This is a genomic window from Photobacterium angustum (assembly GCF_002954615.1).
In the GTDB taxonomy this organism is placed as follows: Bacteria; Pseudomonadota; Gammaproteobacteria; order Enterobacterales; family Vibrionaceae; genus Photobacterium; species Photobacterium angustum_A.
Window position 1 is genome coordinate 2,359,148 of record NZ_MSCJ01000001.1, and the last position, 18,394, is coordinate 2,377,541.

The 18,394-nt window shown below is 42.7% G+C and carries 11 protein-coding genes, 15 tRNA genes and 1 pseudogene; 1 reads left to right on the plus strand and 26 read right to left on the minus strand.

The window, feature by feature from the left end; translation table 11 throughout:
• Positions 1-108: 108 nt before the first annotated feature.
• From BTO08_RS10445 to pncC, 24 genes and pseudogenes are all read right to left on the minus strand, one after another.
• Positions 109-1,245, minus strand: a complete 1,137-nt coding sequence (locus tag BTO08_RS10445; RefSeq protein ID WP_005371498.1) for a sodium ion-translocating decarboxylase subunit beta — start codon at positions 1,243-1,245, stop codon at positions 109-111.
• A 9-nt stretch (positions 1,246-1,254) separates the two neighbouring features.
• Entirely contained in the window at positions 1,255-3,036 is a 1,782-nt protein-coding gene (gene oadA, locus BTO08_RS10450) for a sodium-extruding oxaloacetate decarboxylase subunit alpha (protein ID WP_105060911.1), read from the minus strand.
• 56 nt (positions 3,037-3,092) lie between these two features.
• A pseudogene (locus BTO08_RS10455) lies at positions 3,093-3,342 on the minus strand (oxaloacetate decarboxylase subunit gamma).
• Between the two features lie 443 nt (positions 3,343-3,785).
• Positions 3,786-3,862, minus strand: a tRNA-Arg gene (locus tag BTO08_RS10460).
• 50 nt (positions 3,863-3,912) lie between these two features.
• Positions 3,913-3,989: transfer RNA gene (locus tag BTO08_RS10465), tRNA-Arg, on the minus strand.
• A 50-nt stretch (positions 3,990-4,039) separates the two neighbouring features.
• A tRNA-Arg gene (locus BTO08_RS10470) sits at positions 4,040-4,116 on the minus strand.
• Between the two features lie 50 nt (positions 4,117-4,166).
• Positions 4,167-4,243 (minus strand) — tRNA-Arg (locus BTO08_RS10475).
• A gap of 50 nt (positions 4,244-4,293) precedes the next feature.
• A tRNA-Arg gene (locus BTO08_RS10480) sits at positions 4,294-4,370 on the minus strand.
• A gap of 50 nt (positions 4,371-4,420) precedes the next feature.
• Positions 4,421-4,497, minus strand: a tRNA-Arg gene (locus BTO08_RS10485).
• A gap of 50 nt (positions 4,498-4,547) precedes the next feature.
• A tRNA-Arg gene (locus tag BTO08_RS10490) sits at positions 4,548-4,624 on the minus strand.
• A 50-nt stretch (positions 4,625-4,674) separates the two neighbouring features.
• Positions 4,675-4,751: transfer RNA gene (locus BTO08_RS10495), tRNA-Arg, on the minus strand.
• 50 nt (positions 4,752-4,801) lie between these two features.
• A tRNA-Arg gene (locus tag BTO08_RS10500) sits at positions 4,802-4,878 on the minus strand.
• Positions 4,879-4,928: 50 nt separating this feature from the next.
• A tRNA-Arg gene (locus BTO08_RS10505) sits at positions 4,929-5,005 on the minus strand.
• A gap of 101 nt (positions 5,006-5,106) precedes the next feature.
• Positions 5,107-5,198: transfer RNA gene (locus BTO08_RS10510), tRNA-Ser, on the minus strand.
• A gap of 48 nt (positions 5,199-5,246) precedes the next feature.
• Positions 5,247-5,323: transfer RNA gene (locus BTO08_RS10515), tRNA-Arg, on the minus strand.
• A gap of 64 nt (positions 5,324-5,387) precedes the next feature.
• Positions 5,388-5,479 (minus strand) — tRNA-Ser (locus BTO08_RS10520).
• A gap of 48 nt (positions 5,480-5,527) precedes the next feature.
• Positions 5,528-5,604 (minus strand) — tRNA-Arg (locus BTO08_RS10525).
• A 53-nt stretch (positions 5,605-5,657) separates the two neighbouring features.
• Positions 5,658-5,749 (minus strand) — tRNA-Ser (locus BTO08_RS10530).
• Between the two features lie 249 nt (positions 5,750-5,998).
• Entirely contained in the window at positions 5,999-6,196 is a 198-nt protein-coding gene (gene csrA / locus BTO08_RS10535; RefSeq protein ID WP_005371488.1) for a carbon storage regulator CsrA, read from the minus strand.
• Between the two features lie 86 nt (positions 6,197-6,282).
• Positions 6,283-7,467 carry an aspartate kinase gene (locus BTO08_RS10540; RefSeq protein ID WP_105060912.1) on the minus strand — a complete coding sequence of 395 codons (1,185 nt, stop codon included), beginning with the start codon at positions 7,465-7,467 and terminating at the stop codon, positions 6,283-6,285.
• A 16-nt stretch (positions 7,468-7,483) separates the two neighbouring features.
• The gene (alaS, locus tag BTO08_RS10545; protein ID WP_045150076.1) at positions 7,484-10,108 is read right to left on the minus strand and encodes an alanine--tRNA ligase; all 2,625 of its coding nucleotides are present in this window, start codon (positions 10,106-10,108) and stop codon (positions 7,484-7,486) included.
• A 289-nt stretch (positions 10,109-10,397) separates the two neighbouring features.
• Entirely contained in the window at positions 10,398-11,627 is a 1,230-nt protein-coding gene (gene kch, locus BTO08_RS10550; protein ID WP_105060913.1) for a voltage-gated potassium channel protein, read from the minus strand.
• Between the two features lie 190 nt (positions 11,628-11,817).
• Positions 11,818-12,867 carry a recombinase RecA gene (gene recA / locus BTO08_RS10555; RefSeq protein ID WP_005371483.1) on the minus strand — a complete coding sequence of 350 codons (1,050 nt, stop codon included), beginning with the start codon at positions 12,865-12,867 and terminating at the stop codon, positions 11,818-11,820.
• A 124-nt stretch (positions 12,868-12,991) separates the two neighbouring features.
• Positions 12,992-13,483 carry a nicotinamide-nucleotide amidase gene (gene pncC, locus BTO08_RS10560; RefSeq protein ID WP_105060914.1) on the minus strand — a complete coding sequence of 164 codons (492 nt, stop codon included), beginning with the start codon at positions 13,481-13,483 and terminating at the stop codon, positions 12,992-12,994.
• A 238-nt stretch (positions 13,484-13,721) separates the two neighbouring features.
• Here pncC and mutS point away from each other — a divergent pair, with 238 nt between their 5' ends.
• Positions 13,722-16,301, plus strand: a complete 2,580-nt coding sequence (gene mutS, locus BTO08_RS10565; protein WP_105060915.1) for a DNA mismatch repair protein MutS — start codon at positions 13,722-13,724, stop codon at positions 16,299-16,301.
• A 117-nt stretch (positions 16,302-16,418) separates the two neighbouring features.
• Here the strand turns inward: mutS and rpoS are convergent, their stop codons facing one another.
• Positions 16,419-17,432: an RNA polymerase sigma factor RpoS gene (gene rpoS / locus BTO08_RS10570; RefSeq protein ID WP_105060916.1), complete on the minus strand. Its 1,014-nt coding sequence runs from the start codon at positions 17,430-17,432 to the stop codon at positions 16,419-16,421.
• A gap of 82 nt (positions 17,433-17,514) precedes the next feature.
• Positions 17,515-18,378, minus strand: a complete 864-nt coding sequence (locus BTO08_RS10575; protein ID WP_105060917.1) for a peptidoglycan DD-metalloendopeptidase family protein — start codon at positions 18,376-18,378, stop codon at positions 17,515-17,517.
• Positions 18,379-18,394 lie beyond the last annotated feature (16 nt).

Consider the following 18,394-nt stretch of genomic DNA (forward strand, 5'->3'; position numbering starts at 1 on the left):
AGGCAAAGTGTGCCATTTGAAGCGATAACTGAACATATTTTTATATTGTCATTAAATAAAAAAGGCAGCGAAACGCTGCCTTTTTAACTAGATAGTGAAAGAAATACCTTAACTTCCACCCACCAATGCTAACAAGATACCAGCAGCTACAGCAGAACCTAATACACCTGCTACGTTTGGTCCCATCGCGTGCATTAATAAGAAGTTTTGAGGGTTTGACTCTAACCCCACCTTATTCACCACACGTGCAGCCATTGGAACAGCAGATACACCTGCTGCACCAATTAATGGGTTAATTGGCTCTTTACTAAAGCGGTTAAGCGCTTTTGCCATTAATACACCACCACCAGTACCAACACTAAATGCAACCGCACCCAGTACCAAAATACCTAATGTTTCGATTTGTAGGAATGTTGCAGCTTCAAGCTTAGAACCAACACCTAAACCTAGCATAATTGTCACGATGTTGATCAACTCGTTCTGTACTGTATTTGATAGGCGATCCACAACACCAGATTCACGCATTAAGTTACCTAAACAGAACATACCGACTAATGGTGTTGCTGATGGTAAGAACAAAATCGTCATCAACAGTACTGCTAATGGGAACAATACTTTCTCAGCTTTGCTCACATGACGTAACTGTTGCATCTGAATTTGACGCTCTTCAGGTGTCGTCAGTGCTTTCATGATTGGTGGCTGAATAATTGGTACTAAAGCCATGTAACTGTAAGCAGCTACCGCAATCGCACCAAGTAAATCAGGAGACAACCTGCTTGCTAAGAAGATAGCCGTTGGGCCATCAGCGCCACCAATAATTGCAATTGACGAGGCATCTGCTAGCGAAAATTCCATTCCCGGTACAACATTAAGGAAAATAGCGCCAAATAAGGTAAAGAAAATACCAAACTGTGCCGCAGCTCCTAATAGTAACGTTTTAGGGTTCGCAATCAACGCGCCAAAGTCGGTCATTGCACCGACCCCCATAAAGATTAATAGCGGGAAAATACCCGTTTCAATCCCTACGTAATAGATGTAATAAAGCAAACCGCCAGGATCAGTAAATCCTGCATTCGGGATATTGGCCAAAATTGCACCAAACCCCATAGGCAGTAATAATAATGGCTCAAAGCCTTTGCGAATGGCCAAGAACAACAAACCACAACCAACTACAATCATCACGATCTGGCCGAATTCAAAGTTTGCAATCCCAGTTTCGGACCAGAGTTTTAATAAACCTTCCATGGTTACCTCTTATGCCAAACTAATGATCGGCGAACCGACAGTGACTGAATCACCTTCTTTAACATGTAGCTGATCAACCACACCACTACGTGCAGCACGTACTTCAGTTTCCATCTTCATTGCTTCTAAGATCACAAGAACATCACCTTCTGTCACTTGATGACCAGGTTGAACATTGATCTTAAAGATATTCCCCGCTAATGGTGCACCAACAGCTTCTGCTGTTGCACTTGGCGTTGCTGCAGCAGTAACAGGCGCTGCTGGTTGCTGTGCCAGTTCCACAGAAGACAATTCGCCGCCTTCAGCAACATCAACGTTATAAACCTGACCATTAACACGTACGCTATAACTTTCAACTTCAGATGCTGTTTTCGCTTCAGCAGCAGTAGTAACCACTTCTTCACCTGTTGGAACAGGTTCAAAAGCATCTGGATTATTACGATTTTTAAGGAAGTTAAGCCCTACTTGTGGGAATAATGCGTACGTTAATACATCATCAACTTGTTGATCGGCTAACGTAATACCCTCAGCTTTTGCTTTTGCGACAAGATCATCAGTTAAGATAGCTAACTCATCATCAATTAAATCAGCTGGACGACAAGTAATAGGCTCAGCACCCTCAAGTACTTTCGCTTGAAGATCACTATTTACAGCCGCTGGTGCTGCGCCATATTCACCTTTTAGAATACCCGCCGTTTCTTTACTGATGCTCTTATAGCGCTCACCAGTCAGTACATTCAATACAGCCTGAGTACCGACAATTTGTGATGTTGGGGTAACCAGTGGAATAAAGCCAAGATCTTCACGTACACGCGGGATCTCTTCTAACACTTCATCAAAACGATCAGCAGCACCTTGCTCTTTTAGCTGACTTTCCATGTTAGTTAGCATGCCGCCAGGAACTTGTGCTAATAAAATTCGAGCATCAACACCGCGTAAACTACCTTCAAATTTCGCGTACTTCTTACGAACATCTCGGAAATAGCTAGCAATAGGTGCGAACTTTTCTAAATCAAGGTTGGTATCACGTCCTGTACCTTGGAGCATAGCAACCACAGTTTCAGTTGGTGTATGACCGTAAGTTTGGCTCATTGATGAAATCGATGTATCAAGAATATCTAATCCCGCTTCTACGGCTTTCACTGCTGTCGCTGTAGATAAACCGGTTGTAGCATGGCTGTGTAAAGCTAGCGGAATATCACATGATGCTTTGATACGCTTAATTAACTCTTCAGCTTCATAAGGCTTCAATAGACCTGACATATCTTTGATACATAGCGAGTGACAACCGAGATCTTCTAAACGCTTAGCAAGATCGGTCCATGTATCTAAAGTATGAACCGGACTTGTTGTGTAAGAAATAGTACCTTGCGCATGAGCACCAACATCAATCGTCGACTTTACGGCTTTTTCAAAATTACGCACATCATTCATTGCATCAAAAATACGGAAAACATCCATACCATTTGCATGTGCACGTTCAACAAATTTCTCAACAACATCATCACCGTAATGACGATAGCCTAGTAAATTCTGTCCACGAAGTAACATCTGCATCGGTGTTTTTGGCATCACTTGCTTTAATGCGCGCAGACGCTCCCAAGGATCTTCACCAAGATAACGAATGCACGAATCAAATGTTGCACCACCCCATGTTTCTAACGACCAATAACCGACATCATCAAGCTGTGCGGCAATAGGAAGCATATCTTCTAGACGAAGGCGGGTAGCGAATAACGATTGGTGTGCATCACGCAATACAACATCGGTGATAGCTAGAGGCTTGGACATGTTCAAAACTCCTTGTAAGAATAAGTGTCCTTAAATCAAAACTGTATGCTGTGAAATTAGCTAGTGCTTTTAGCTTGACGATATTGATGAACAGCAGCAGAAATAGCGGCAATAACATCAGGCTTAATACCGATTTTGGGTCACTGCCGGCTTGGCAGCTGTAGGCTCTTCAATTTGGTCAGCTGGCGCAAATTTCGCCAACAAATGAACCAAAAAAATAAGGATTGATAGAAAGACAAATACAACGACCATTCCTGTCGCCATAATTACCGCTGCTTGCCACAGCGCATCTCCCAGATCAGTCATCATAAATTCCTTCTAGTTGTGACCGTAGTGTTAACGATTATCATGACAATTGAAAACAAGTCAAATTGATTCACAAAAAATGGTTACTTTTGCAACATTAGTCTGATTTTTACTCAAATGAAAGCATAATTATCAGCCTTAATTGCAAGATTTCATTACATGTAGACACAATATGAATACAAATACATAAAGATCGAATATAGATAATCAACATACTGAAATGTAATAAAAAAAGGAATTTAAGATATATCTAGAAAGGATAGCATTCAGCTAAAAAAGAGAAGTTATCGTATCAAATAAGCAGCTAGATACCCTTATTGATACTAAGTAAATAAAACCACTATTATTACTTATTAACAATAATAATATAAAGGCTTAGCAATACTTAGAAATCAGAAAACAACAGATACAAAAAAGCCCAGCAAAAGCTGGGCTTTAAATGATGGTGCGCGCGGGAGGATTCGAACCTCCGACCGCCTGGTTCGTAGCCAGGTACTCTATCCAGCTGAGCTACGCGCGCACTAAATCGGTGTAACAGTAACAAGCATTGAGGCTTATCACTTTAAATAATGGTGCGCGCGGGAGGATTCGAACCTCCGACCGCCTGGTTCGTAGCCAGGTACTCTATCCAGCTGAGCTACGCGCGCACTAAATCGGTGTAACAGTAACAAGCATTGAGGCTTATCACTTTAAATAATGGTGCGCGCGGGAGGATTCGAACCTCCGACCGCCTGGTTCGTAGCCAGGTACTCTATCCAGCTGAGCTACGCGCGCACTAAATCGGTGTAACAGTAACAAGCATTGAGGCTTATCACTTTAAATAATGGTGCGCGCGGGAGGATTCGAACCTCCGACCGCCTGGTTCGTAGCCAGGTACTCTATCCAGCTGAGCTACGCGCGCACTAAATCGGTGTAACAGTAACAAGCATTGAGGCTTATTACTTTAAATAATGGTGCGCGCGGGAGGATTCGAACCTCCGACCGCCTGGTTCGTAGCCAGGTACTCTATCCAGCTGAGCTACGCGCGCACTAAATCGGTGTAACAGTAACAAGCATTGAGGCTTATCACTTTAAATAATGGTGCGCGCGGGAGGATTCGAACCTCCGACCGCCTGGTTCGTAGCCAGGTACTCTATCCAGCTGAGCTACGCGCGCACTAAATCGGTGTAACAGTAACAAACATTGAGGCTTATCACTTTAAATAATGGTGCGCGCGGGAGGATTCGAACCTCCGACCGCCTGGTTCGTAGCCAGGTACTCTATCCAGCTGAGCTACGCGCGCACTAAATCGGTGTAACAGTAACAAGCATTGAGGCTTATCACTTTAAATAATGGTGCGCGCGGGAGGATTCGAACCTCCGACCGCCTGGTTCGTAGCCAGGTACTCTATCCAGCTGAGCTACGCGCGCACTAAATCGGTGTAACAGTAACAAGCATTGAGGCTTATCACTTTAAATAATGGTGCGCGCGGGAGGATTCGAACCTCCGACCGCCTGGTTCGTAGCCAGGTACTCTATCCAGCTGAGCTACGCGCGCACTAAATCAGTGTAACAGTAACAAGCATTAAGGCTTATCACTTTAAATAATGGTGCGCGCGGGAGGATTCGAACCTCCGACCGCCTGGTTCGTAGCCAGGTACTCTATCCAGCTGAGCTACGCGCGCACTGCTCTTTCTTTAGGAAAGATATTCCTTTTAGCTATAAAAGGAAATAATGCAGTCGACAAACCTTACCTTGCGATAATCGTTGACGAAAGCAAAATAAATGGCGGTGAAGGAGGGATTCGAACCCTCGATACGGGATAAACCGTATACTCCCTTAGCAGGGGAGCGCCTTCAGCCTCTCGGCCACCTCACCACACAAATCGGTGTGAATAACAAGTTTACCACTCATCACTCTAAATAATGGTGCGCGCGGGAGGATTCGAACCTCCGACCGCCTGGTTCGTAGCCAGGTACTCTATCCAGCTGAGCTACGCGCGCACTGGGTGTTTCTCGCTAAAGAAAACACCATACTGATATCAACAACGTTGCCATCAATAAAGAATGGCGGTGAAGGAGGGATTCGAACCCTCGATACGGGATAAACCGTATACTCCCTTAGCAGGGGAGCGCCTTCAGCCTCTCGGCCACCTCACCACACAAATCGGTGCGAATAACAAGTTTACCACTTATCACTCTAAATAATGGTGCGCGCGGGAGGATTCGAACCTCCGACCGCCTGGTTCGTAGCCAGGTACTCTATCCAGCTGAGCTACGCGCGCACTAAATGCCTTATTGGCTAACTTATTTTATCAAAATAAAACAAGTTGAAAGATGGCGGTGAAGGAGGGATTCGAACCCTCGATACGGGATAAACCGTATACTCCCTTAGCAGGGGAGCGCCTTCAGCCTCTCGGCCACCTCACCGTCTTTCGGGGGCTCATATTACTGTCAGCCAAAAATAAGTCAATCACTTTATTGATAAAAAATAACAATCACGAACCGCATGCGTACTTAATAGTCAATGAGGTAATTTATACAACGTAAGCGTTGAAATATTCACTTACTTTTAACTGAATTGGTTCTGTAACTACTGACGATTAAATAAATATTTAAACGCATTCATTTATTACAGATACAAAAAAGGCCTGGTTTTTATACCAGACCTTCTTCAAATTAATAGTTACCAGAACCCTGAGAGTCTGTTTCTTTTTCCGCTTGAATTCGCATGTAAATTTCTTCGCGGTGAACAGATACTTCTTTAGGTGCATTAACACCAATACGTACTTGGTTACCTTTAACACCTAAAACAGTTACGGTCACTTCATCACCGATCATTAGGGTTTCACCTACGCGACGTGTCAAAATTAACATTTATGTGCTCCTTGAGTCATCTCAATCTTATAAGAATTTAACGTTTATTATCCAATATTATTTACGATTTCGTAAATAGCCACTGCTCAAGAAACAGCGAGATATGATTGATTATCCAGACTTTGACCGTCAACCACAAACCTTTTATGGATTAAATCTACAGCAGCGACATGATCATCATCATTAATTAACAAAGATAAGCATTTTTTGTCACTCTGATAAGTATGCACTTTAATGTTAGCCTCCTTTAACACCTTTTGAACAGAATCCAAATAATGTTCCGTATTCTCTCCCACCAAGGAAAGAATGGAGACCATACCAATATGGCGTATTTTACTATCAAAAACTAGCTTCAAGCGTGCAATATCATCATTTACAACAACTATTTGTGATTTATTCTCATCACTTGCATGAGCAATAATCCAAGCAGTTCCACCAAATAATGCTAAATGTTTGTTGATCTCAGTTTCTGGAAGCGCTATTTCAAGCAACGCATGTTGATTTTGTAACGCGATACCAATGATAGTTGATGAAACCATACTATCAAAATTTACTAGCGTCCCTTCACTATCATCAAAAGAAGAAAGTACACGAAGTGGAACACGATGCTGGCAAGCATACTCAACAGATTGTAGCTGTAGTACTTTCGCACCTAAACGAGCCATTGACGTCATGTAGTCAAAATGAATGACATCGAGTCGTATTGCTGTAGGAACAATTCTTGGATCGGTAGAATAAACGCCATCAACATCAGTAAAGATCTGACATTCGTCTGCATCTAACGCACTTGCAATCGCTACTGCGGTGGTATCAGAACCACCGCGCCCCAATGTCGTAATATTGCCGTCAATATCACGACCTTGAAAGCCAGCGACAATAACAATGTTATCGTCGCCAAGTAATGCGGTTATTCGCTGCGTTTCAACTTCACGAATAGTGGCATTATTAAATGCATTATCTGTTCGAATAACAACTTGATCAGCGATCAACGATACCGCACTGTAGCCACGTTTATTCAATGCCATGGCTAACAAGGCAATTGACACCTGCTCTCCCGCTGCAAGCAATACATCTAGCTCACGCGGTGTTGGTATTTCGTCTATTTGCTTAGCTAAACCTAATAAACGATTGGTCTCCCCTGCCATCGCAGAAAGAACAACGACAACTTGATGGCCTGACTGGCGTGCTTTTATCACACGCTCAGCCACCGCTTCAATTCGCTCTATTGAGCCAACCGATGTTCCACCAAATTTCTGCACTAATAGTGCCACATTACCTCTCCAGTAATTACAGTTTATCAGCTAGCCATGGTGCAACGGTTTCTAGTGCTGCAGGTAATGCTGCTGCATCTGTACCGCCTGCTTGCGCCATATCAGGACGACCACCGCCCTTGCCGCCAACTTGTTGAGCAACTAGGTTAACTAGTTCACCCGCTTTAACTTTGCCAACAAGATCTTTTGTTACACCAGCAATCAAGCCAACTTTATCGTCGCTTACATTACCAAGTAGAACAACACCACTGCCTAGCTGATTTTTAAGTTCATCAACCATGCCACGAAGGGCTTTATTATCAGCACCGTTAAGTTTTGCGATTAAAACTTTAACGCCGTTGATCTCTTGCGCTTGGTTGATAAGATTTGCGCCTTCTTGAGCCGCTAACTTATCTTTTAATTGTTGAATTTCTTTTTCTAGTTGCTTGCTGTGCGAAACTAATGCTTCCACTTTGCTAACAACTGATGCTGAATCCGATTTTACTAGACGAGCAGTCTTAGCAAGCATTGCATCTTCAGTGTGCATCGCTTCGATTGCAGCAGCACCTGTTACCGCTTCAATACGACGAATACCCGCAGCGATACCGCTCTCAGATAGGATCTTAAATAGACCGATGTCACCTGTACGCGTTGCGTGAATACCACCACAAAGCTCAGTTGAGAACTCACCCATGCTTAGTACACGTACTTCATCATCGTACTTCTCGCCAAACAATGCCATTGCACCTTTCGCTTTCGCCGCTTCGATGTCCATGATATTGGTTTCAATCGCATGGTTAGCACGGATTTGGTCGTTAACCATGGTTTCTACAGCACGTAGTTGTTCTGGTTTAACTGCTTCTAGGTTAGAGAAATCGAAACGTAGACCATCAGCTTTTACTAATGAACCTTTCTGAGCTACATGCTCACCTAAAATGTTACGCAATGCTGCGTGCATTAGGTGTGTTGCTGAGTGGTTTAGGCTGATTGCTGCACGGCGCGCTGAATCTACAGACGCTGTTAGTTTTTGACCAACAGTTAGTGTACCTTCAGCAACTTGACCTTTATGACCAATTGCTGCACCAAACTTTTGCGTATCAGCAACGTTGAACAGTACACCTTCAGCAGTAAGAATACCGCTATCACCACACTGACCACCTGACTCTGCATAGAATGGTGTATTCGTTAGTACGACTAGCGCCTCTTCACCTGCATTTACGCTATCAACAGCAACACCATCACGGTATAGGGCAACAATTTCACCTTCACCGTCTGTTGCGCTGTAACCACAGAATTCTGTTTCAGCATCAACTTTGATTGCATCGTTGTAATCAACACCAAAGTTACCTGCATCACGAGCACGTTGACGTTGTTCTTCCATTGCCGCTTCAAAACCGTCTTCATCAATAGTGAAGCCACGCTCACGAGCAACATCGTTGGTTAAATCAGCAGGGAAACCGTACGTATCGTATAGTTTAAATACTGTTTCACCATCAAGCACTTTACCGTCTAAGTTATCGAGTGCTTCGTTAAGAATTGTCAAACCTCGGTCAAGAGTACGACCAAAGTTGTCTTCTTCAATCTTAAGAACTTTTTCTACTAGTTCTTGCTGTGCTTTTAGCTCTTCACCAGCGGTACCCATGATCTCAGCAAGAGGACCAACAAGCTTGTAGAAGAATGCACCTTGTGCGCCTAGCTTGTTACCGTGACGTACTGCGCGACGGATAATACGACGAAGTACGTAACCACGACCTTCGTTTGACGGCATAACACCATCAGAGATCAAGTAAGCACATGAACGGATGTGGTCAGCCACAACGCGTAGTGATTGGTTAGACAGATCTTCAAAGCCGATCACTTTCGCCGCTTCTTTAATTAGCGTTTGGAAAATGTCGATTTCGTAGTTTGAGTGTACGCCTTGCATGATTGCAGCAATACGCTCAATACCCATGCCTGTATCAACAGAAGGCTTAGGTAGCGGTTCCATTGTACCGTCAGCTTGACGGTTGAACTGCATAAATACGTTGTTCCAGATCTCAATGAAACGGTCACCATCTTCTTCTGGTGTGCCAGGACGACCACCCCAAATATGATCACCGTGATCGTAGAAAATTTCTGTACATGGACCACAAGGACCTGTGTCGCCCATTTGCCAGAAGTTGTCAGACTCAAAAGGCTTGCCACCTTTCTTATCGCCGATACGAACGATACGATCTGCAGGAATACCTACTTCTTTGTTCCAGATTTCAAATGCTTCGTCATCGGTTTCATAAACAGTCACAACCAAACGATCGGCTGGCAGTTTTAGAACAGAAGTTAAGAACTCCCAAGCGTATGCAATTGCATCGTGCTTGAAGTAATCGCCAAAGCTGAAATTACCTAACATTTCAAAGAAAGTATGGTGACGAGCAGTAAAACCTACATTTTCAAGGTCGTTATGCTTACCACCTGCGCGTACACAGCGCTGAGCCGTTGTTGCTCGGGTATAGCTACGCTTTTCAAGACCTAGAAATGTATCTTTAAATTGGTTCATACCTGCGTTAGTGAATAACAACGTTGGGTCATTCGCAGGTACAAGAGAAGAGCTTTCCACTATTTGGTGGCCTTTGCTCTCGAAAAACGCAAGATACGCACGGCGGATCTCATCAGTGCTCATGTACATTGGCAAATCCTGAATTAATGCTTTATTGAAAGACAGAAAATCATACTTATGTGATCTTCCTCCTCGCCCTTTGGGGTATGAAAAACATACTTTATTAAAAAGGTCGAGCTGAGTAATCGAACTAAGATAAATTTTTTGGGGGCTATTGTAAAACAACGGCAGCAATAACTGAAAATGTTATGTGGGAAAATGCACTAAATAATCCGATTATTTAATGCATTTGGTAGGTGATTGCTCAAGATTGAATAAGACGTTCGTGTAATTTATTAAATAAACGCTCTTTGGCTACCTACTTCGAGATCTCTTTTGCTGATAAGCCTTGAACAGAGTTAAGAAGTGAAGACACGATGGAGTCGCTATCAATACTTTCACCATTTAACACTCGCGCTAAAATATCACTAGCAAATTGCTGCGGTGAAATCACAATATCAGGATTCACACTTTTCACTTTATTAATATTTTTACTGTCATTTACCAGTGCAACCGTACGTGCATTGCTTTCCAATTCAATCGCAGACAACACAATAAAGGCATTATCAGCATCGTCATCACTTAATGCGAGCACCGCTTTTGCATTCATCACACCGGCTTGAGTTAAGATCTCACCGTCGCTGTAATCCCCCACTACAACATCCAAATCTTCAAGTAAATCCTTCGCTGCTTGTTGAGTACGAGGAGATACGATCACGGTGATAGGTTGTTTACGAGAAGACAGTTGTTTTATTGTATTTATTGCAAGGCTAGATAAGCCACAAATAATAAAATGATTGGTTCTATTCATTTTTTTAGTATTACCTTTAACAAGTCGCTCAAAACCACTATGAACAACAGGACCTAATACTGACGTCGCCGATGTGGCAAAGACCGTGATACCTGAAACAATGACTGAAATAGTAAATAATCGCGCAGGCTCCGAAACGGGAACAATATCACCATATCCCACTGTCGACATGGTTTCTATTGCGTAGTAAAACGCGGTCAATAATGAGGTAATTTTAGGGTCAAAACCATCACCAAAATACAGCGCACCATAGGTTGACGTTAGCATCAAAGTGATCACGCTGATCAACGCAAAAATACTACCTGCCGCAACACTGCTTCTTGAAAAATGGCGACGAACTAAAAACAAAATTAATAAAGAAATTAAGCCATAGTGAATATTGTGCGTCTGATCAGGGTGGATGTGCGCGGTGTAAAGCGTATCGATGATCATTAAAGTGAAACTGATCATCCACGATATTCGAGCTCGAAAAAAGAGTCCAATAGAGCTCAAAGCTATAAATACGCCCAACATGAAATAAGGCGCATTGGTTAAAAAGCTATGGTTAATTTGCTCATAATCTTTCACATTAAAGATCGTAATCAGATCAATCGGTAAACCATAAATAGTATGGAAAATTAAACCGCTATTAACCAATACAAATAACGCGACAAAAATATGCCTAATACTATATAGCCATAACGCGAAACGCCGAAAAATGCGTCCTATCCAACGCAATAACGAAAAACCGTCTTTCACTTTGTATATACCTATTAAGCAATATCAATGAGTTAGCGTTATAGCTTAGTCAAATAAAAATAACGTTCCTCTATATTAAAACAAAACATGGTGCTACGGAGGATCTAATTTTCATTCTATTAATAAAATACACCAGATATAAAAAAACCCAATCCTAAGATTGGGTTTCTTGATACGAAGTTAACGTAATTTAGAATGCTTCGTCTTCTTCAATATCACTATTTTTCTCGTCAACTTGATCACCTTCAGTTACAGGTGTTAGCAGCAAGTCACGTAATTTTGTCTCAATTTCAGCGGCAATCGCAGGGTTTTCGACAAGGTACTTACAAGAGTTTGCCTTACCTTGACCAATTTTATCACCTTGGTAACTGTACCAAGCACCCGCTTTTTCTACTAGTTTATGCTTAACGCCTAAATCAATTAGCTCACCGTTACGGTTAAAACCTTGACCGTAAAGGATTTGAGTTTCAGCTTGCTTAAACGGTGCTGCAATTTTGTTTTTAACCACTTTAATGCGTGTTTCGTTACCAACAACTTCGTCACCTTCTTTGATTGCGCCAGTACGACGGATATCAAGACGAACAGAAGCATAGAACTTCAGTGCATTACCACCAGTAGTCGTTTCAGGGTTACCAAACATCACACCGATCTTCATACGGATCTGGTTGATGAAGATACACATACAGTTTGACTGCTTAAGGTTACCCGTTAACTTACGCATCGCTTGTGAAAGCATACGCGCTTGTAAACCCATGTGTGAGTCACCCATTTCACCTTCGATTTCAGCTTTAGGTGTTAGAGCTGCCACTGAGTCAACAACGATTAAATCAACAGCGCCTGAGCGAGCTAATGCATCACAAATTTCAAGCGCTTGCTCACCTGTATCTGGCTGAGAAACTAATAGCTGATCAATATCAACACCTAGCTTCTGTGCATAAATAGGATCAAGTGCGTGTTCAGCATCGATGAAAGCACAGGTTTTTCCTTTACGCTGAGCTGCTGCAATCGTTTCAAGGGTTAAGGTTGTTTTACCTGATGATTCTGGACCGTAAATTTCTACAATACGTCCCATTGGCAGACCACCAGCACCCAGTGCAATATCTAGTGATAATGAACCGGTTGAAATGGTTTCGATATCCATAGTACGGTTATCGCCCAACTTCATGATTGAACCTTTACCGAACTGCTTCTCAATCTGGCCTAACGCTGCGGCAAGAGCCTTTTGTTTGTTGTCGTCCATTCGACTCTCCAACGGATGCTAAAATGAAATGAGTGAAGTATTTCTATGTCGCCTAGTATACTGTCTATTCATACAGTGTCTATAGGTGATCATAATTTTTTTGTTAAATGTGCATAGCCTTGTGCTACTCCGCCACAGTTGTTGCTCGTTCAAGCATGGCAGACAATGCTTTAGCAATCGCTTGTAATCGTATATTTTTTCGATCGCCTTCAAAATGGCAACACGTTGTTTGTCGCCAACCCGTTGCATCAGCCCAACAGAACCAGACTGTACCCACAGGTTTTTCTTCACTGCCACCATCAGGACCAGCAATACCACTGATCGCCACACTGATATCTGCTCGTGAAGCCGCTAATGCACCACATGCCATTTCAAATACCACAGCTTCACTTACCGCACCAAATTCTGCTAACGTCGCGCTAGAAACACTTAACATTTCTTGCTTTGCTTCGTTGCTATAGGTAACAAACGAGCGATTAAACCAAGCAGAACTGCCCGCAATCTCAGTGATCGCGTAAGCAACACCGCCTCCAGTGCAAGATTCCGCTGTCGTTGCAACCCAATTTTTATTTTTTAATGCCTGACCTAAATCTGTCGCAAGCTGTTCGATATTCATTTTTATTTGCTCCTTGCTAGCGTTATCAACGTGAAATGCTCTCGATATTTCGTTTCGTAATATGAATTACAATTTCTTTTCTCGACTTTACGCCTATCTAAGGCTGTTGCAAATATCTAAAAAAACGTATTTCGCTACTTTGCCCTATAGTCAGATTCACGTATCCTTAGCGATCAAATATTCATTGGTCATGCTGTTATGTAGGCATGACCACGTTCAAGCAAGAGTAGGCAATATCGTGACGATAAAAGGCTTAGAAAAACATACACCTATGATGCAGCAGTTCTTAAGAATCAAAGCTGAGAATCCTGATATATTATTGTTCTATCGCATGGGTGATTTCTATGAAATGTTTTTTGATGATGCGAAACGTGCCTCTCAACTGCTTGATATTTCGCTAACAAAACGTGGCTCAACCAATGGCGAACCTATTCCGATGGCCGGTGTGCCTTACCATGCGGTTGAAGGTTATTTAGCTAAATTGGTTCAGCAAGGTGTATCTGTTGCGATTTGTGAGCAAATTGGTGATCCGGCTACCAGTAAAGGCCCTGTAGAACGTAAAGTCGTGCGTATCGTCACTCCAGGAACTGTCAGTGATGAAGCGTTACTCAATGAGCGACGTGATAACTTAATTGCCGCTATTTATACTGCAAATAATAAATTTGGCTACGCAACATTAGATATCACCTCTGGTCGCTTCATGCTCACAGAGCCAAACAGCGAAGAAGAAATGCAGGCTGAGCTACAACGTACTAGCCCTGCTGAACTACTTTATCCTGAAGATTTTACCTACCTACATTTAGTAGAACCGTTTAAAGGTAAACGTCGTCGCCCTATTTGGGAATTTGAATTAGATACCGCGCGCCAGCAACTAACTCTGCAATTTGGTACCCGTGACTTAATCGGCTTTGGGGTTGAGAATGCGGAGTTAGGGCTATGTGCGGCTGGCTGTTTAATGCAATATGTCAAAGACACCCAACGTACGGCATTACCACATATTCGTGCGATCACTTTAGATACTAAAGATCATGCGGTTATCTTAGATGCTGCGACACGTCGCAATTTAGAGTTAACGCAAAACCTTGCCGGTGGCTACGATAACACGCTAGCAGCCGTCCTCGATCAAACCGCAACGCCGATGGGGAGTCGTTTATTAAAACGCTGGCTTCACCAACCTATTTGCGATCAAAAACAATTAAATGGTCGCCTAGATGCCATTGAAGCATTTAAAAATAGCGGCATGTTTGTCGATGTATCGGGTGTCTTGCGTCACATGGGTGACTTAGAACGTATTCTTGCGCGTCTTGCATTACGTTCAGCACGTCCACGCGATTTAGCACGCATGCGAACAGCAATGCAGTATCTACCAGAACTTGCTGAATTATTAGCGGAAATACCCCAATCACGCATTAATGACTTAGCCTCTCATGCAGCGCCAATGGACGAGCTATGTGAATTACTTGAGCATGCCATTATTGAAAATCCACCGGTTATCATTCGTGATGGTGGCGTTCTTGCACCGGGTTATAACGCAGAACTTGATGAGTGGCGCGATTTAGCCGATGGCGCAACTAAATTCTTAGAAGAATTAGAAGCCAGTGAACGCGAACGTCACGACATCGACAGCCTAAAAGTTGGCTTCAACCAAGTGCACGGTTTCTTTATTCAAGTAAGCCGCGGTCAAAGTCACTTAGTACCAAGTCATTATGTTCGTCGCCAAACACTGAAAAACGCAGAGCGTTACATCATCCCTGAGCTTAAAGAGCATGAAGATAAAGTCTTAAACTCTAAATCAAAAGCACTCGCTCTTGAGAAGAAATTATGGGAAGAGCTGTTTGATAAGCTATTGCCTCACCTTGAACAACTGCAAAATGCAGCAAGTGCATTATCAGAGCTTGATGTATTAACCAACCTTGCTGAACGTGCTGATAGCCTTAATTACTGTCGTCCTGAATTAATGACAGAAACAGGTATCGAAATCACAGCAGGTCGTCACCCTGTCGTTGAGCATGTGCTAAGCGAACCGTTCATTGCCAACCCTATTTCGCTGCATCAAGACCGCCGTATGCTAATTATTACTGGTCCGAATATGGGTGGTAAATCAACCTATATGCGTCAAACTGCATTAATTGCGTTAATGGCACATGTCGGCTCTTTTGTCCCAGCTGAAGCGGTAAAAATTGGCCCATTAGATCGTATCTTTACCCGTATTGGAGCCTCTGATGACTTAGCATCTGGTCGCTCAACTTTCATGGTTGAAATGACAGAGACGGCTAATATTCTTCACAATGCTACCAAGCAAAGTTTAGTCTTAATGGATGAAATTGGTCGTGGTACTAGTACTTATGACGGCTTATCGCTGGCATGGGCAAGTGCGGAATGGCTCGCGGATAAAATATCAGCCATGACACTTTTTGCGACTCATTACTTTGAATTGACTGAGCTGCCATCACTGTTAACAGGGTTAGCTAACGTTCACCTTGATGCCGTTGAGCATGGTGATGAAATCGCCTTTATGCATGCTGTACAAGAAGGTGCCGCAAGCAAGTCTTATGGTTTAGCGGTAGCGAGCTTAGCTGGCGTACCTAAGACGGTGATTAAACGCGCTAAGATCAAACTACAGCAATTGGAGGCATCTGGCCACCAGCAAGCTCTGCAACCTAACGAAATCACAACGGGCGCACCTAAAGAAGAGCATCAATTAAGTTTGATCCCAGAGCCGAGTGAAGTAGAAGAAGCTTTAGCAAACGTTAATCCTGATGAGTTAACACCACGCCAAGCACTTGATGAGCTTTATCGTTTAAAAGCGCTGCTTTAATTAAAAATCATTGAAATCAGATATAAAAAAGGACGCTTCAGCGTCCTTTTTTATTACTTTAAATTTATTATTGGCACGTCAAAAGTGATTTAAATAATTGTTAGCGCCATATTGAATCTAAACTTCTTGATTAAATAGTGATTCGATATTTAACCCTTGATGAGTCAACATATCACGTAAACGTCGTAAACCTTCAACTTGAATTTGACGTACTCGTTCACGGGTTAAACCAATTTCTCGTCCCACATCTTCTAATGTTGAGGCTTCATAACCTAATAGGCCAAATCGACGCGCTAACACTTCACGTTGTTTAGGGTTGAGTTCTTGTAACCAGTGAACAATCGAGTTTTTAATATCATCGTCTTGGGTTGATGATTCAGGACTACCACCTTTCTCATCAGGAATGATATCAAGTAGTGCTTTTTCGGAATCCCCACCGATCGGATTATCTACCGAGCTCACACGCTCATTTAAGCGCAGCATACGGTTCACATCATCAACCGGTTTTTCCAATTGTTGAGCGATATCTTCTGCCGTTGGCTCATGATCCAGCTTTTGTGCTAATTCACGTGCTGTACGTAAATAGACATTGAGCTCTTTAACGACATGGATTGGCAACCGAATAGTACGGGTTTGATTCATGATAGCCCGTTCAATCGTTTGACGGATCCACCATGTAGCATAGGTAGAAAAACGGAATCCACGCTCGGGATCAAATTTCTCAACCGCGCGGATCAAGCCTAAATTACCTTCTTCGACTAAGTCGAGTAACGCAAGTCCTCGATTACTATAACGGCGTGATATTTTTACAACTAAACGAAGATTACTTTCAATCATACGTTTACGGGCGACTTCATCGCCTCTTAATGCGCGACGTGCATACAGTACTTCTTCTTCTGCGGTAAGTAATGGCGAATAGCCAATTTCACCGAGATAGAGTTGAGTTGCATCCAGTGCTTTTTGAGTGGCCTCATATTTGGCAAGTTCAGCATCATCTGTATCATCGGTTACAGGTGATGCTGCGGTAGTTTCAGAACTATCATCAGCAGACGTAGGTGCTGGTACATCAATATCCAGTTCTTCGTCTAAAGTGAATGAATCAAGGTTTGTGGCTGTGCTGCTTCTACTCATAGCGCCTCCCAGATGGCGAGTTAGCAAGACATTACAACTTCATCATGTCATCTCTTATTGCTGCATCATTGATCTTTCACTTTTACTTCGGTAAATAACGCATCGGATCGACGGATTTACCCTTATAGCGAATTTCAAAGTGTAGCCTTACACTGCTAGCCCCAGTGCTTCCCATGGAAGCTATCTTTTGCCCAGCTTTTACTTGTTGTTGTTCTTTTACTAAAATTTTGTCGTTGTGTGCATAAGCACTTAAGTAGTCTTCACCATGCTTAATAATGACTAAATTACCGTAACCCGGTAGCGCATCACCAGCATATACAACAAGACCTGCGGCAGTCGCCTTAATGGCTTCTCCTCGCGTACCTGCAATATCAATACCTCTATTGCCGTTATCTGAATTAGAAAAACCAGCAATAATTTTCCCTTTTACAGGCCAAGCCCATTTAGATGTTGCTGAACTTGTACTTGGTTTAGTTGTTACAGGTTTGTTAACTTTTGAGTTTTCAGAGTACTCTTTTGGTTTTGGCTGTGCAACCGTTTTATTGGTTGTTTTTTGCTCTGGTTGTTTAACAACTGGCTTTTTCGGTGTTGTTGGAGTGGTATTTACAACAGGAGGCTTGACCACAACAGGAGGCGTTGAAGAACTATATGATGAGCTATTACTCCCATTAGGGATCACTAAGCGCTGACCTGGGTAGATAATATAAGGTTCTGATAGATTATTGTTTTTCACAATATCTTTTACATTTTGCCCAGTAACATAGGAAATAAAATATAACGTATCTCCTTTCTTTACCGTGTATGAATTTCCTTTAAAACTACCACGCTCTAATTGTGAGTAATCTTTGCTGAGATTGGCAACCGGTGCTGGTGTATGACTACTACAAGCTGATAGCAGGATCATACTCGTCACTGCTAACAAGGAAGGTTGAATTATTTTTTTCATCATACACTCTGTATTC

Coding starts and splice junctions, on each gene's coding strand:
- BTO08_RS10445 (WP_005371498.1), bottom strand. CDS start 1,245: ATGGAAGGTTTATTAAAACTCTGGTCCGAAACTGGGATTGCAAACTTT.
- oadA (WP_105060911.1), bottom strand. CDS start 3,036: ATGTCCAAGCCTCTAGCTATCACCGATGTTGTATTGCGTGATGCACAC.
- csrA (WP_005371488.1), bottom strand. CDS start 6,196: ATGTTAATTTTGACACGTCGCGTAGGTGAAACCCTAATGATCGGTGAT.
- alaS (WP_045150076.1), bottom strand. CDS start 10,108: ATGTACATGAGCACTGATGAGATCCGCCGTGCGTATCTTGCGTTTTTC.
- recA (WP_005371483.1), bottom strand. CDS start 12,867: ATGGACGACAACAAACAAAAGGCTCTTGCCGCAGCGTTAGGCCAGATT.
- pncC (WP_105060914.1), bottom strand. CDS start 13,483: ATGAATATCGAACAGCTTGCGACAGATTTAGGTCAGGCATTAAAAAAT.
- rpoS (WP_105060916.1), bottom strand. CDS start 17,432: ATGAGTAGAAGCAGCACAGCCACAAACCTTGATTCATTCACTTTAGAC.
- BTO08_RS10575 (WP_105060917.1), bottom strand. CDS start 18,378: ATGAAAAAAATAATTCAACCTTCCTTGTTAGCAGTGACGAGTATGATC.